This is a genomic window from Paenibacillus terrisolis (assembly GCF_056171975.1).
Map to the genome: position 1 here is coordinate 342,750 of NZ_JBKFGG010000001.1, position 16,192 is coordinate 358,941.

General features: G+C 54.7%; 11 protein-coding genes. 4 read left to right on the forward strand and 7 right to left on the reverse strand.

The features are described from left to right. Nucleotides 1–108: 108 nt before the first annotated feature. Nucleotides 109–3,201: a discoidin domain-containing protein gene (locus ACI48K_RS01515; protein WP_475025793.1), complete on the reverse strand. Its 3,093-nt coding sequence runs from the start codon at nucleotides 3,199–3,201 to the stop codon at nucleotides 109–111. A gap of 226 nt (nucleotides 3,202–3,427) precedes the next feature. Continuing rightward, a complete protein-coding gene (locus tag ACI48K_RS01520) occupies nucleotides 3,428–4,255 on the reverse strand; it encodes a helix-turn-helix domain-containing protein (protein ID WP_475025794.1) in 828 nt (275 codons plus the stop codon). Nucleotides 4,256–4,454: 199 nt separating this feature from the next. Here ACI48K_RS01520 and ACI48K_RS01525 point away from each other — a divergent pair, with 199 nt between their 5' ends. The 4 genes from ACI48K_RS01525 (at nucleotide 4,455) to ACI48K_RS01540 (ending at nucleotide 8,925) form a co-directional block, all read left to right on the forward strand. After that, the gene (locus ACI48K_RS01525; protein WP_475025795.1) at nucleotides 4,455–5,618 is read left to right on the forward strand and encodes a Gfo/Idh/MocA family protein; all 1,164 of its coding nucleotides are present in this window, start codon (nucleotides 4,455–4,457) and stop codon (nucleotides 5,616–5,618) included. Nucleotides 5,619–5,915: 297 nt separating this feature from the next. Next, on the forward strand, nucleotides 5,916–6,764 hold the full coding sequence (locus ACI48K_RS01530) for a sugar phosphate isomerase/epimerase family protein (protein ID WP_475025796.1): 849 nt from the start codon (nucleotides 5,916–5,918) through the stop codon (nucleotides 6,762–6,764). 44 nt (nucleotides 6,765–6,808) lie between these two features. After that, on the forward strand, nucleotides 6,809–7,864 hold the full coding sequence (locus tag ACI48K_RS01535; RefSeq protein WP_475026043.1) for a Gfo/Idh/MocA family protein: 1,056 nt from the start codon (nucleotides 6,809–6,811) through the stop codon (nucleotides 7,862–7,864). A gap of 47 nt (nucleotides 7,865–7,911) precedes the next feature. Beyond that, nucleotides 7,912–8,925 (forward strand): Gfo/Idh/MocA family protein, encoded by a 1,014-nt coding sequence (locus ACI48K_RS01540; RefSeq protein WP_475025797.1) that lies wholly within the window; start codon nucleotides 7,912–7,914, stop codon nucleotides 8,923–8,925. A gap of 86 nt (nucleotides 8,926–9,011) precedes the next feature. On the opposite strand, the gene ACI48K_RS01545 is transcribed toward ACI48K_RS01540, so the two are convergent. The 5 genes from ACI48K_RS01545 to ACI48K_RS01565 all read right to left on the reverse strand — a co-directional run bounded on the left by ACI48K_RS01545 (nucleotide 9,012) and on the right by ACI48K_RS01565 (nucleotide 15,974). After that, complete coding sequence (locus tag ACI48K_RS01545; RefSeq protein ID WP_475025798.1) at nucleotides 9,012–10,016, reverse strand: SDR family oxidoreductase; 1,005 nt, start codon at nucleotides 10,014–10,016, stop codon at nucleotides 9,012–9,014. A gap of 315 nt (nucleotides 10,017–10,331) precedes the next feature. Continuing rightward, complete coding sequence (locus tag ACI48K_RS01550) at nucleotides 10,332–11,306, reverse strand: aldo/keto reductase (protein WP_475025799.1); 975 nt, start codon at nucleotides 11,304–11,306, stop codon at nucleotides 10,332–10,334. Between the two features lie 100 nt (nucleotides 11,307–11,406). Beyond that, nucleotides 11,407–13,785 (reverse strand): glycoside hydrolase family 65 protein, encoded by a 2,379-nt coding sequence (locus ACI48K_RS01555; RefSeq protein ID WP_475025800.1) that lies wholly within the window; start codon nucleotides 13,783–13,785, stop codon nucleotides 11,407–11,409. After that, nucleotides 13,782–14,882, reverse strand: a complete 1,101-nt coding sequence (locus ACI48K_RS01560; RefSeq protein ID WP_475025802.1) for a carbohydrate ABC transporter permease — start codon at nucleotides 14,880–14,882, stop codon at nucleotides 13,782–13,784. The genes ACI48K_RS01555 and ACI48K_RS01560 overlap by 4 nt, the downstream gene beginning before the upstream one ends. Beyond that, complete coding sequence (locus ACI48K_RS01565) at nucleotides 14,883–15,974, reverse strand: carbohydrate ABC transporter permease (RefSeq protein ID WP_475025803.1); 1,092 nt, start codon at nucleotides 15,972–15,974, stop codon at nucleotides 14,883–14,885. Nucleotides 15,975–16,192 lie beyond the last annotated feature (218 nt).

Consider the following 16,192-nt stretch of genomic DNA (forward strand, 5'->3'; position numbering starts at 1 on the left):
TTATGCGTTTTTATAAACCTGACGGAGCCGTGAATAAGCCCCCGCTTGCAGAATCTCTGCAGCGGGGGCTTTCATGGTTCAGTCCGGCGTTCTTGTCGTTATCCGTTATTAATTACTCCAATCCTCCGACGTGTACAGGCTGAAGATCAGATCCCGATGATCCTCCGTCACCCAGGTGTTTCCGCCGTCGAAGGACAATTTGGCTTCGCCGTCCGGGTAAGGGTTATTGTCGCTGTAGGCGAATCCGTAATTGTTGTCCGTACTTTCCGTCATGTCGGATTTCGGCGACTTCAAGATTAATCCATACTTTTTGGTCACATCAAGCCCCGTCAGCTTCGGATAAATCGAATACGGCGAAATCGATCCCGGAATGTTGTACGCCGGGAGCGAAGCGGAGAACAGCTTCTCTACCGGGTTGTTCTGATCGTCCAGCACGACCAGATCGAAGTAATACGCATCCTTCGGCACCGCGTTCCGGTAGCTTTCGTAAATATAAACATCCAGTTTCGGCAGATCGGAATGCTTCAATGTAAAGGTCTGCATGCGCTCAATCGTCGATCTTATATCCGAATAATAGGAGTAGCCTTGATTGCTGTCGTCCTGATCGATACGGCTGCCGCCCTTGCCCGGCTCGTAATACGCCTCAAGCTCATAAATCGACGGCACGCCGTATCCTGTATTGATGTAAAGCCGCAGCTTGGAGGTCGTCACCGTAGGGAAGGTCAGCACCCGGTTGTCGCCCAGCGAGAAGCCTTTCGTGATGTCCCGGTAATCCGAACCGTCCCAATACTGCAGCGTGTAATTCGCGATGCGGAAATTCGGATCCCTGAATTCCTTCACCACGAATTTGTTAACGGCTGTCTCCGACCCGAAATCAATCTCGGCCCACTGATCGTTCTGCTGCCCGTCCGCCGCATTCCAGCGTGTCGTAATGTCGCCGTCGGTCAGGTTGCCCGCTTCATAGCCGGGATCCGCCCATGTGGAGGACACCTGCACGGGTTTGCCCAGCGCCAGGTTTTCCGGGATCGGGGTCGCCGGCACGTCTTTCTCCTTGGCGATTCTGATGATCGCCGTTCCCTTCGGCTCCAGCTTGTAGGTCAAACTTCCCTTCATCGTTCCCAGCGAACGGCCGCTGTACAGCTCCGTTAACTGGTATTTCTTGTTCGCCTTCAGATCGATGTCGGCAAAATTCACGTTCACGTCCTGCGGCTGATCCGTCCAGTTGGACAATCCCAGCACCCGGTTTCCATCATCATCGGTCAGTACCGTCACGGACGGGGAGTGCTCCTCCTGATGATAGAAATCGGTCATCTTCAGCGGCTTGGCCGCGTTCCCCTGCTTTACGAGGCCCAGCAGTTCTTGGTTGTGCAGCCATTCCATCCGGTCCTCGTCGATGAACGGGAAGTTGTCCCCGATCAGCCAGTGGCCTCCGCCCAAAGCTACCGCCGTTGCCAGAAGCTCCGCGTCCCTTTGACTGTATTTGGACCAAAAGCCCTGAACCACGTTTTGCGGAATGAACATATCGGGATCGTTGTATTCGTAAATCGTTCCGTTAGTCCACCAGGAAGCCGCGCTGTTGAACGCCTGTCTTTCAATGCCGGAATAGCTGGCTACGCCGAGGGAAGTATCGCAGGCAGCTCTGCGGCCATGGGCAAAAGCGGCCGGAAGCAGCGGGGCGATCGATTCGTTGATATATATCGGGCGGCCTGCGGCCAGCACCGCGTCACGGATGATGCCCATGCCGATCCGGTAGTTTTGCATCCCGTTCACGTTGGGATCGTAATGCTGCCCTTCATACATCCCCATATCGATAAAATCGAGCTTGATGTAGTCATAGCCCCATTCGATATAATCGTCGATGTTTCTTTTTACGATTTGCTGGGCGACCGGATTACTCATATCCAAAACATAAGTGTTCAAATAAGTCCGGATCAGGTTCCCTTGTTCATCCTTGAGACAAATGTCACGGTGCGTCAAATTGGTCCCCTCTACGGGCAGATTGATCCATTCGTCATAGATCGTGAACGGAGTAGCGTATCCGCCCGCCTTAAGCCCTTTGGAGTGGACGTAATCGATGAATTTCGTGATCGCCTGCTCAAACGGCATGCCGCTTTCGGCCTGGAATCCTCCGTCCAAATTGAAATACTCATAACCGAGCGGCTTCAGATGCTCCGCCATATAATCGACCATCGCGTACATGCCTTCGGCCGTCGCATATCCGTAATGGGAATAGTAGGTGTTATAGCCCATCGGCACATCGCCGTCCCATTCCATATGCGGTTCGCCGGTATTGTATACTTTGCCGTACTCTTCCAGTCCCTGCTGATAATCGTCATAAAATCCAAGGAAAAAGAGGTCCGAAGACACCGTTGTTCCGTTTTTGCTTCCGCCCCAGTTATAAAGGGTGAACTCGGTTATCGGACCGTCCTGCGTTTCCGCTTCACCAAGCTTCTGGCTGCTTTTCCAATTCTGTACGGTGGCCGCCCCGCCGACGAATCCATGCTTGTTTCCGTTGTCGAACACGGCCGCTACCCAGTGGCTGATCCCGTTGAAGTCCTCCCATTGCAGGTTTTCTCCGGCAAAGCGGTCCGCCCCGTTTTGGCTTTTCCCGAAATCATTCACCGGAGCCACCCCGAAATCAAAGTTGTTGGAATACGGCGTGGTGAAGACTTTCTTCTCGTTCCCCGCGCCGATATCAAGCCGCTGCGCGGCAATCGGCTTCAGCGCCTCTACGGTTAAACCTTGCGGATTATGCACCTGCATATCGGTCAGAACATAGGCCGCTCCGGGGTACATATAAAAATTCAAATCGATCTGATCCCCCGTATCAATCCGGCTGTGAATCGTCAGCTTCCGCCCGTTCTTCCCGTACTTATCGTTTTTCAAATTGCTCCACTCCGCCGTGTTTTTCACGGCATTGCGGGAGCTGATGGTTTCGCCGCCCGCTTTCGCGAAATCCGAGCTGAACTCCTGAACCACCGTCTCGCCTTTCCAGGACAAGCTTCCCGTACCTTTGGCCAAATCATAGGAAATGGTATATTTCCCGTTTGAGGCTTGTACCACATCGTGCTTGCTTGAATACGTCGCCGCCGATGCTTCATTTTCCGCCGCCTTTGCCGACCCGAAAGATCCCGGCAATGTTCCGGCCAGCAGCATGATCAAAGCAACCGCCATGTTTCCCGTCCGTAATCGTTTTTTCACTATTACGCCCTCCCGCAAATAGGATATGGAGCATTTGGATATCGATGCCACAACTTGGTGTTTTTTCTAAGTCCCATTCTAAGAACAGCCCGGGCCTGCATCCATATCGCAATGTTACTATTCATGTTGGAAAACGCCTTTCATGAAATCTTCCGGGCAAAAAAACGCCTGCCTTCCTCTTAAATGAAGAAAGCGGGCGGTATTTATTTCCTATTAATGAATGCCGCTAACGCGTGCACCCCCGATAGGCGGTTGGCGAAATGCCGGCATGTCCTTTAAACTGGCGCGAAAAATGGGAAAGCTGCATCCCGAGCTGTTCGGCGATGTCGGCGATGCTGATGTCCGTATAAGTAAGCAGGCGTTTGGCTTCCTCCATCCGTTTGCGCTGCACGTAATGCATCGGCGTGACACCCATGATCCTTTTGAAATAGGGGATAAAATAATTCGGATGAAGATGCACGATTTCAGCGAGCGCTTCAACTTCCAGCGATTCATGGAGATGTTCGTCGATGAATCGGATGACCATGCCGAGTTTGTTTTGCTCCGCAAGCTGCATGTAGTCCTTCAAATAATCGCGGTATCCGCCCTCTTCCAGACAGCTTGCCATCAGCTGAAGCAAACAAGCCTGCACCCGCAGCGCCGCAAACGGCCCGCCGGCCTGAAAATGCTCAATCATTTCCGCAAAGGTAGTGCGAATGGCTTCAGGGTTTTGGACATCGCTGATATAGAGCTTGCTGCCTGCATGAAAAAGCGGCCATTCCCCGATATGCGCGTCAAAATGGCAGAAATAGCGCACATACGGATTTTGCTGCGACGTAAAGGTAGTCTGGCTGGTCCCCGCCGGCATGATCATCATTTGATTCGGCTGCGGATAATAAGTAACCCCGTTAATGACCACCGAGCCCTCCCCCTCCGCGATAAAATACAGACGATTGAAGCTTGGCGCAAGCTCGGTCCGGTTCCATTCGGGGAATCCGCTCTTCAATTGGGCGTGGCTCACCGATACGGTCAAGCCTTCCAGTAAACGTCCGGCCAATTGGTCATATTCGCTCATGGTGCTTTTCATTCTCCTTACTCTTTTCCAATTTTACATCTATTGTAACATTAGCATTTAACGATTACACCTTAATTTTATGCAAAAGCCTCTTAATTCAGATCATTCTCATTCCCCCCGATTCGGGCTAAGCTTAAGAAGTCAAAGATGTACTCCTAGGACATTCATCTATTAATCAAGAAAGCAGGGAACGACCAAGATGAATAAATTAAGATTTGGGATCATCGGGATCGGAAATATGGGCTCCGCGCACGCGCTGAACCTGATTGGAGAAATTCAAGGCGCTGAACTGACGGCGATTTGCGACACGAACGCAGACCGCATCAAATGGGCCGAGGAGCATTTGCCCGATTCGGTGCAGAAATTTGAAAACACGGACGCTTTTCTGGCCTCCCACGCCATGGATGCCGTATTGATCGCTACCCCGCACTATGATCACCCTACGCTGGCGATTCGCGCTTTTGAAAACGGTTACCACGTACTGGTGGAAAAACCTGCCGGCGTCTACACCAAAGCCGTTCGGGAAATGAACGAAGCGGCGGCCAAGTCCGGCAAGCAGTTTGGCATCATGTACAATCAGCGGACCAATCCGCTGTACGCTAAGCTTCGCGACCTTATTCAATCGGGCGAACTGGGAGAAATCCGCAGAACGAACTGGATCATCACGAACTGGTACAGATCGCAAAGCTATTACGACTCCGGCGGCTGGCGCGCAACCTGGGCCGGCGAAGGCGGCGGCGTGCTGCTGAATCAGGATCCGCATCAGCTTGATCTGTGGCAGTGGACCACAGGCTTGATGCCGAAACGGGTCAGAGCGTTCTGCCAGTTCGGTAAATACCGGAACATCGAGGTCGAAGACGACGTTACGGCTTACGTGGAATACGAAAACGGGGCGACCGGACTCTTCGTGACGACAACCGGGGAATCTCCGGGAACCAACCGTTTTGAAATCACCGGGGACAACGGCAAAATCGTCATCGAAGACGGCAAGCTGACTTTCTGGAGACTTCGCGTATCCGAAACGAAATTCAACGCCGAATACAAAGGCGGATTCGGACAGCCGGAGTGCTGGAAATGCGAAATCCCCGTGGAAGGTGGCGAAGGCCCTCAGCATAAAGGCATCCTGCAAAACTTCACCAACGCTCTGCTGAAGGGTGAAACGCTGCTCGCTCCGGGCGAAGAGGGTATCCGCGGGCTCACGATCTCGAACGCCATGCATTTGTCAGCCTGGACCGAAGATTGGGTCGAATTGCCGCTTGACGAAGACCTGTACTATGAAAAGCTGCAGGAAAGAATCAAAAATTCCGTTTTCCAAAAATCGGCCGGCAGCGGCAAAACGCTGGATGTGTCCGGAACGCACTAATTTCATTTCACTCACTTATAGCGGCTGCTCAAGCAACATTAAGCCGCCTATAGCCAATAGAGGTAAAAAATGGCACTATTCGGCTCATCTGGATGAGAAATATCACTATAGCGGTACAAATGGTCGCTATTCCATCTGATTTCCGGAGAAATCAGCCATTTCGAGCCGATAATTGCTGAATAGCGCCCGTTCTTGCCGCTATTTCTCAAGGTTCTGCCTGAAACGGAGGAATAGCGCCATTTTGTACCGTTATTTCCGCTGTAAGCTGTATATTTCAAAATAAAGGAGCAATCAATCATGAAATTATCGGTATTTACCGTATCGACACCGGATTTCACACCGGAGGAGCTAACGCGCACAGCGCGTGAAGTCGGGCTGAACGGCATTGAATGGCGGTTTAAGGATATTCCTGAGAATGCGGCCGGGGAAGCACCTTCGTTTTGGGGGAACAACTTGTGCTCGATCGATCCGGCGCTTCCGGAAAGCGAAATGCTGCGCTTCAAGCAAGCGACGGAAGCCGAAGGTCTCGAAGTCGTCAGCGTTACCCCGTATCTGGACATTTACGATTTCGAAGCCACGGAGCATGTGTTCCGCACCGCCAAGCTGCTTGGCGCCAAGATGATCCGCGTCGGCGTGGCCGGTTACGACGGAAGCCAGCCTTATCCCGAGCTGTATGAAGCCAATGTCCGCTACTTAAAAGAAGCCGAACGCATGGCCAAACAATACGGCGTCAAAGGGATAGTGGAAACGCACCACAAAACGATCGCGCCAAGCGCAAGCCTTGCCTACCGGCTCGTAAGCAACTGCGATCCCGCGCATATCGGCGTTCTGTTCGACCCGGGCAATATGGTGCATGAAGGTTACGAAAATTTCCGCATGGGGCTCCAGCTGCTTGGTCCTTACCTGGCGCATGTGCACGTGAAAAACGCGCATTGGACTCCGGACGGCACCCGTCCCGACGGCTCGGCGGCTTGGCGCTCGGAATGGGCTCCGCTGCGCAGCGGTATCGTGGACTTCCGCAAAGTACTGGAAGATCTGAAAGCCGTCGGTTACAACGGATATTTGGGAGTCGAGGATTTCAGCGAGCAATTTGCTTCCAAAGAAATGCTCGCCTCCTTCGTGCAATTTGTCCGGGAAAGAATGTGATGAACGTGGCAGACCAACCTCAGTCTTATCAAAAAAAGGACGGCATGAATTACGCTCCCAAAGGGATCGCTCATACCGTCGTGCAGCCCGGAGAGTTCGTGTTCGCGGCAGTCTCTCTCGACCATGGGCATATCTACGGCATGACCGGCGGTTTGATCGAAGCCGGAGCCACCCTGAAATGGGTATATGATCCCGACCCGGCCAAGATGCAGGCCTTTATCGAAAAGCATCCGCAAGCACGGATGGCGGACAGCCTCGAGCAGGTGCTCTCCGATCCGGAGGTCAAGCTCGTCGCGGCGGCTGCCGTTCCGTCGGAACGCGGCCCTCTGGGTCTGCGGGTTATGGACGCGGGCAAAGATTATTTTACGGACAAAACCCCGTTCACGAGCTTGGAACAGCTGGAAGCCGCCCGGCGAAAGGTCAAGGAAACGGGAAGAAAATACGCCGTCTATTTCAGCGAACGGCTGCATGTCGAATCCGCCGTGTACGCGGGCGAGCTCATCAAGCAAGGCGCGATCGGGCGGGTGCTGCAGGTTACGGGCTTCGGCCCCCATCGCTTGAGCGCGTCTTCCCGGCCGGATTGGTTTTTCGAAAAAGAAAAATACGGCGGTATTTTGTGCGATATCGGCAGCCATCAGATCGAACAATTTCTTTATTACACCGGCTGCAAGGACGCCAAGGTGATGCACAGCAAGGTAGCCAACTACAACAATCCGGATCATCCGGAACTTGAGGACTACGGCGACGCCACGCTCATCGGCGACAATGGAGCCACGCAGTACTTCCGGGTCGACTGGTTTACGCCGGACGGGCTGAGCACCTGGGGAGACGGCAGAACGTTCATCCTCGGCACCGAAGGTTATATCGAGCTGCGAAAATACACCGATATCGCCCGCGAGTCCGACGGTGATCAAGTATATCTGGTCAACGGGGACGGGGAGCATCATTTTTCCGTTCACGGCAAAGTGGGCTATCCCTTCTTCGGCGAACTGATCCTCGACTGCCTGAATCGCACGGAAATCGCCATGTCGCAGGAGCACGCCTTCAAAGCCGCGGAGCTCTGTCTCATCGCGCAGGACATGGCCGTCGTTGTCAAGTAAACTATAACTGTGACATACATTTCGCTAAGAACAGGAAGGGATGCAGGATGCAACAACCTATCGGTGCGGCCGTCATCGGCTGCGGCGCGATTTTTCCGCTTCATGCCAATGCGCTGCGGCAAATAGAGGATGTCAAGCTGCAAATGGTTGTCGATGCCGACCCGGCCAAAGCTAGGCAGGCGGCGGAGCTTTACGAAGCGCAAGCCGAGACCGATTACCGGGCCATCTTGGGAAGAGAGGATATCCAGGTGGTTCATATTTGCACGCCCCATGATTTGCATGCGGAAATGGCGATTTCGCTTCTGGCGGACGGAAAGCACGTACTGACGGAAAAGCCGATCGCTCATCATCTCGATGCCGCCGCCGGCATGCTGCTCGCCGCAAAACAAAGCTCCGCTCAGCTTGGGGTGACTTACCAGAACCGGTACAACGAATCCTCGCGCCTAATCAAGGAGACGATCGATTCCGGCGAGCTCGGAAAAGTCGTCTGCATGAAGGGGACCGTCACCTGGAACCGTGACCTGGCCTATTATGCCTCCGATCCTTGGCGCGGAAAATGGGCGACGGAAGGCGGCGGCGTGCTGATCAATCAGGCGATCCACACGCTGGATTTGCTGCAGTGGTTCGGCGGGGAAGTCGTCTCGACCCGGGGCAGCGCCACGGCCGACGCGCTTGGCGATTTCATCGAAGTGGAAGACACCGCTCATGCCTGCATCCAGTTTGCCAGCGGGGCGCGCGGGCTGTTTTACGCCACGAACGCCTATTTGTCCAACAGTCCTGTTGAGCTGGAAATCGTGTTCGAAAAAGGATCGCTCCATCAGCGGCGGGATCAGCTCTATCTTTTCAAGGATGGCCTGGAAACCTTGCTGTGCGAGCCTCCACTCGTCGAAAATGGCAGCGGGAAATCGTACTGGGGCACGAGCCATATCAAGCTGATCGCCGATTTTTACAAGCATCTTCGCGAGGACCGGCATTTTTGGATCGATGCGGACGAGGGCCTCAAAACGCTGAAGCTGATCGCCGGCATTTACGGCGCCGAGGGGCTAAGAGCGCCAAAATAAGCAGCGCGTTACGTCAAAAACAAACGACGGGCAGGGACTCTCGGAGTCCCTGCCCGTCGTTTTCTTGTTCCGGCTAACCCGTTAAGCTAGACATTTGATGCGGATTCGTAAGCGCTGATGATCCGGTCCATTTGCGCATTCCATTCCGAATCGACCGTGCATCTCTCCGGGTGGGCCTCAAACCAGGCCACCGTCTTTTTGATCCCTTCCGCAAACGGTATGACGGCGTTAAAATCCGGGACAAACGATTTGATTTTACTGTTGTCAAAGACGGCGCTGACCGCCTTGTCGCCGAGCAGTCCCCCAACGCTGTCCGAATCGAACCGGCAAATGAAATTGGAGGAGATATGCACGTACTCCGGCTTTGCCCCTGCTGCCTCAGCGATCGCTTCGTAAATCTGATTCCAGCTCAGCACCTCGTCCGAGGTGATATGAAAAGCTTCTCCGATGGCCAACTCGTTTCCGAGCAGACCCGCGAACCCTTTGGCAAAGTCGGTGTTATGCGTCATCGTCCACAGCGAGGTTCCGTCCCCGTGAACCAAGATCTTCTTGCCTTGGCGCATCCGTTCGATCAGCGACCAGGGATGGTTCCAGCTGTTGAGCGAAGCCGGAATCATCGTATCTCCGTAAGTATAGGACGGCCGAACGATGGTAACGGGAAACCCCTGCTTGCGGTGCTGCTCCAGAAGCAGCTCTTCACAGGCGATTTTATCGCGCGAATACTGCCAATACGGGTTTTCCAGCGGCGTCTCTTCCGTGACGACGTAATGCTGCAGCGGCTTCTGATAAGCCGAGGCGGAGCTGATGAACACGTACTGCTTCGTTTTGCCCCGGAACAGCTCCACATCGGTCTGTACATGCTCCGGCGTAAACGCGATCCAGTCGGCCACAACGTCAAACTCGTAGGCCTCCAAGATGCGGGCGGCCTCAGCCTTGTTCCGGATATCGCCCGTGATGACTTTGGCTCCTTCCGGAATGAATTCCGTCCGCTGTCCACGGTTGAACAAATAAAGCTTATGCCCTTGTTCCACGACCCGCTTGGAGACTGCTTCGCTGATCAGTCCGGTGCCGCCGATAAATAGTATTTTCATGGTTTGGCCCTCCCGTTCTATATAAAAGGTGGCTGGAAGGCATCCGTGTGAAATGTTCCTACGACCGCTGTTGTTCCCGGATTTCTCTTATTATATAAATTCAAGCAAGGCAGAAATCCGGTCACAAAGGCGGACGAGCGTATGCTTTCGATGCAGCTTTCTTTCAGAAAGCTTTTAGCTTCTTCGAAATCATTTCACACTACTGCCATCTCACTTTTTCATTTAACTTTAAGACACCTAACTAAGACAAAATCGGCTCCAAACCATCGCGGGAGATGCAAGTCCCGTGGCAAGTTTGGAGCCAATAAATGAAGCTTACGCTCTGTAGAAATCGCGAACCCAGCGGTGCGGCTTCAGCTTCGCAAGCTGTTCCGCCGGCAATCCGCGGCCGTCTCCTACCAGCATATTGCGCTCCACGTTGCGGACGGAACGCATCCCGGGAATGACCGTGGATACCGCAGGGTGGCTGAGGACGTAACGCAGCGCCGTTTCAGGCATGTCGTCCATGGAAATGTTCAAATCGGCGGTGATTTTTTGCACGCGTTCATACACTTCGCGCTTACGGTCACCGCTGAAATACGTGTTGCGGAAATCGCCTTCCGCGAAAACGGTCTCCGGCGTGATTTTGCCGGTCAAGCCGCCCTCGTCCAGCGCCACGCGCACGATAACGCCGACGTTATGCTTCTCGCAAGCCGGCAGGAGCTGATCCTCCGGACTTTGATCGAAAATATTGTAGATGACCTGAACCGTATCCACGACACCGGTTTCGATCAGCTTTATCGCATTATTCGGCTGATGGTCGTTGATCGACACGCCGAAGAAACGAATTTTGCCTTGTTCTTTCAGCTTTTGCACGCCTTCGAGCCAGTCGCCTTGACCTACCCATTCGTCCGACCAGACGTGGAATTGCTGAACGTCGACCGTATCGAGTCCCAAATTGCGAAGGCTTGTCTCCGTGCTGGAAATTACGTGTTCGGCCGTAAACGTCTCGCCCGCGGGAACTCCTGCCCGAGCGGGCCACTGCCGGTTGATTGGCGGGATTTTGGTGGCTACGTAGATGTCTTTGCCGGCATGCTCCCGCACGACTTGACCGACCAGCGATTCACTGTGCCCGTCTCCGTATCCCAGCGCGGTGTCGATAAAGTTCAGTCCCAGTTCGATGGAACGGTGCAGCGCTTTCAGCGATTCGTCATCCGAAGCGCCGATCCACGCCGTTTTGCCGATACCCCAGGCGCCGTATCCGATTTCCGATACTTTCAGTCCTGTTTTGCCAAGCGTTCTGTAATTCATGGTTTTCCTCCCGTCACTCTCATCATATTTCACACGTTTTTAGTATACTCCATGATGGGAGGCGGCAAAAGTGCGCAAACTTAGGCATTTTTCAGGATTCCTAAGAAATCGGCGCGGGTCGGGTCAAACGGGCCGGCTCTTGCGGAAGCAAAAATAGAAGTTGCCCGTCATGACTGATTTCCAGCCCCTCTTCCCCTTCCAGCAGCGTATATACGACGTGATCGCGATCCACGAAAATATCCAGCAGTTGGCCGCGAATCGTCAGCCTAAAGCGGTAGCTCTCCCAATGATGCGGCAGCGCCGGCCGAAAACTGGGCACTCCCCGATATGAGCGCATGCCGGCAAATCCGTTGATGATCGACATCCACGAACCTGCCATCGCCGCGGTATGCAACCCGTCCTTGGCGTTGCCGTTGATGTCGTCCAAATCCATCCGGACCGTGCGCTCGAAGTAATCGTAAGCTTCCTCCAAGGATCCGATTTCCGCCGCCATAATGCTGTGAATACAGGGCGACAGCGAGGAGTCATGTGTTGTCAAAGGCTCGTAATAGCGATAATTGCGAATTTTCTCATCCGGCGAAAACTGGTCCCCCAGCAGGAACAGCGCCATGACGAAATCCGCTTGCTTTAGTACCTGATGCCGGTAAATCACGAGCGGATGGTAGTGAAGCAGCAGCGGGTATTTTTCCGGCGGCGTATGCTCGAAATCCCACTTTTTCTTGGCCAAAAACGTATCGTCCTGCGCGTAAATGCCAAGCGCTTCGTCAAAAGGAACGTACATCTTGTCCGCCGCACGCTTCCACTCCGCCGTTTCTTCCTCCGTCAGCCCGATCTTCCGCCGCAGCCGCTCGTAATCCTGCGGATACCGCTCCCGCAGCAAATCGGCTGTTTCGCAGGCATACCTTAGCTGCTCCCGCGCCATCAAATTGGTATAGGCGTTATTGTTCACGATCGCCGTGTATTCGTCCGGTCCCGTCACGGCGTCGATGCAGAAGGCTCCGCTTTTCGCGGGATTATAGTGACCGAGATCCGCCCAAAACCGCGAGGTTTCGAACAGGATTTCCGCCCCTTTGTCTACAAGAAAGACGGTATCCCCGGTCGCCTGCACATACTGACGAATCCCGTACGCGATATCGGCATTGATGTGCGCCTGGGCGGTCCCCGCCGGGAAAAAGGCGGAGTTCTCCGCACCGTCAATCGTCCGCCATGGATATAGCGCCCCACGCTGCGACATCACTGCCGCCCGTTCCCGCGCCTGCTCCAGCGTGGCGTAGCGGAATTCCAGCAGCGCCCGCGCCGTCTCCGGACGGGTGAACGTAAAGAAGGGCAGCATGTACATTTCGGTGTCCCAGAAATAATGGCCTTCGTACCCTTCCCCGGTTAACCCTTTGGCGCCTACGGCGGTCACCCCGTCGCTGCCTGCGGCTTGCAGCAGGCCAAACGCGTTGAAGCGTACGCCCTGCTGCAGCACGGCATCGCCTTTGATTTCCACGTCGGCGCGGCGCCAGAAATCGTCCAGAGACGCGTGCTGCTCGGCGGCCAGCGCCTCAAAGCCGCGGTCTTCCCCCAGACGCAGCGTACGGCCGCCAAGCTGTGCCAGTTCCGCTTCCGGCTCGTCCCGGGAAGTATGGTACGCGATGTATTTGGTCAGCGCGGCCGTTTCTCCACGACACAGTGACACGTTGTACCGCGCCGTCAGCCGCTGGCCGTCCCGCGTTTCCTCCAGCTTCAGCGCGGCGGCAGCGGGAATCTCGATGCGGTGGCTCATCGCCGTGACAAGGGCGAAGCCGCTATGGCGAGTGCGCTGCATCAGCCACACGCCGCCCGCGCCGTCGCTCCCCGCCTCCTCATACAGCAGGCTGGGCTCGGATCGGCCCGCGCTAAGGCGGGGATCGCCGTTCGCCGCTTTGCCCGACGGCGCAATCTCGCCGTCCAGCGCCGATACAAGCGTGACCGCGCCGTCGAAATTCAGCGCGGTCACCTCGTAATGCATCGCCGCGAGGTGCTTATGCCGCAGGGATACTAGGCGGCGGATATGAATCAGCACCCGGTGCCCGGCCGGCGATTCCCACTCCACCAGCCGGTGCAAAATCCCGCTCTGCATATGCAGCACTCTTTTGTAAAAATGCACGGTTCCGCGGTTCAAATGAAAGGCCTCGCCCTGAACGTCCAGCCCGATGATACCGGCGTTCGCCACGTTCAGCATCGCCTGGTTTCGGGCCGGATAGCCGTAAGCCCCCTCGGGATAATGGATCGGCTCCGAGTCGTAAAATCCGTTCAGGTAGTTTCCCGTGACCGAAGCGCCCCTTTGGCCGTGATACCCTTCCTCAAAATAACCCCGCATTCCGATATACCCGTTGCCGAGGGAAAACAAGCTTTCGTTTCTTTGGTGATGGACTTCATCCCAGGCATCCTCAACCAAGCTCCACTCCCGGTGAGAATGTAACGCCGCCGGATGTTCGTATGATTTCATTTTCATCCTTTAACCGATCCTCCCATAAGCCCTCTGACGAAATATTTTTGCAGCAGGAAAAAGATAGCCAGCGGCATCAGCATCGAAATAAAAGCCGCAGACGTCAGCAGATGCCAATCGTTGCCGCGCGAACCGACGAGATCGGCGATTTTCATCGACATGACCTGAACGCTTGGCTGGTTGCCGATGAAAATGAGCGACACCAGGTAATCGTTCCATACCCACAGGAACTGGAAAATGCCGATGGACGCCAGCGCGGGTACGGACAGCGGCAGAATCAGCCGCGAGAAAATCGTGAAATGGCTCGCGCCGTCGATAAAGGCCGATTCGAACAAATCCTTCGGCAGCTGGCTGATGAAGTTATACATAAAATACGTCACGAGCGGCAGCCCAAAGGCGGTATGCGCCAGCCAGATGCCCAGATAGCTCCCGTTCAGCCCGAGCGACGTATAATCTTTCAATACGGGAATCAGCGCGACCTGCAGCGGAATGACCAGCATGGCGATGATGACGACGAACAGCGTCTTCCGTCCCGGAAACCGTAACCAGGCAAACGCGTACGCGGCAAAAGAGGCGATCAGCACCGGAATCACCGTTGCCGGCACGGCGATCGTCAGCGTGTTCCAGAACGCCTGGGACAAGCCGTTTCCCTTTTGCACCGTCTCGCTTCCGTCCGCCTGCTTCAGCTTGTATTCCTTGCCGGACAGCACATTTTTGTAATTGTCGAGCGTCAGCTCCGGTTTGAACGCCCAGCCCTGTTCCTGTACGTTCAGGGTTCGCGCCCGGCGGTTTTCCCAAATGAGCCGCTCTCCGTCAAGCGTGACGCCCGCCTTAAGCTGCTCGTCGCTGTACGTTTGACCGTTCACTTCGATCGGCTCGCGCAGGTCGATGTCTTTGGACAACTGCAGCTTCTCCCCGTTCGTCCATTCCTGATGGGGAAATACGTTCCACCAGCCGGACGTGAGGATATCCGCCGCCGGCCGGAACGAGGAAATGAACAGCCCCAGCGTCGGGATCAGCCAAATCAGACAGATAAAGCCAAGTGCCAGATTGACGATCGTTTTGCTGCGTTTGCTGCGCTTTTTCATTTTGCGAGCGGCCATCTAGAATCCCCCCTGCTTGCGGAATTGCCGCAAATTGATGATGATGACCGGCAGCACGGCGATCAGCAGGACAATCGCCAGCGTCGATCCGTAGCCGAAGTTGCGGTACATGAAAAACTGCCGATAGAACTGGGTCGCCACGACCTCGGTATCGTACTGCCCGCCCGTCATGACCATGACGACGTCGAAAATTTTCAGCGTAAACACGATGATCGTGGTCGTTACAGTGAGGATCGTGGTGGAGATATAAGGGATCATGATGCCGAAAAAGATTTTGAATTCGCCCGCTCCGTCCACTCGAGCCGCCTCCAAAATATCCTCCGGCACGCCTTTGATCGCGGCGGAGAATATCACCATCGCAAAACCGGTCTGCATCCAGATTAGAATCAGGATGAGAAAAAAGTTGTTCCACGGCTGGATCATGCTGGTCCACGCCTGCGCTTCCCCGCCAAAAGCGGTCACGACTGCGTTCAGCAGCCCGATCTGCTCATCGCCCGGCTGATAGTAATAGACGAATTTCCAAATGACGCCCGCCGCCACAAACGAAATTGCCATCGGCATGAAGATGATCGACTTGGCGATCCTTTCATAGCTGCTGCGGTCCGCCAGAATGGCAATCAGCAAGCCCAGCGTTACACAAGCGAATGTTCCGACGAATACCCACAGCAGATTATTGCGCAGCGCCGTCGCCATCAGACGGTCGGTGAAAATTGCCGCGTAGTTGGCGAGACCGACGAACTTCTCGGACGAGGCGTTAAAAAAGCTGAGATACAGCGTCCGAACTGCGGGCAGCACCAGCAGCCAGCCAAGCAGCACGACCGCCGGACCGATAAAGACGAACGGGAGCGCTTTTTTGCGGATATGCTCCGGGTACTGCTCCACCGCCCAGGTCAAGGAGTAATAAATCAGGTATACGCCAAACACGCCCCAAATCACGGCGAACACGGCCGTTAGCAGCGGGTTTAGCGTGGAATCGCGGAAAAACCGGAATATCAGGCCATGCACGGCGGCATTAGCCAGCAGTACGGCAAGGGATAAGAGCACGGCCCTAAGGCTGACGGTTCGTTTGGCCTCTGCCTCTGTACTCATCATGGAGCCCTCCTCAAAATTATGCAGTTTGCGTATGCGTATAAGCTGTTAGGTGATCGTGCAAAAAAAGTCATCCGTGAGAAATGTTCCCACGAACTTTTTCAGAAACATTTGCGTCCTCTCGCATTCTTATCATTTTCCGGTCTAACTGAAAGTGAGGGGCAGTTTGCCCTCTGCAAAGCGCTCGACAAGCTCTTGCCCCTCTTCCTGGATCTGAAAAA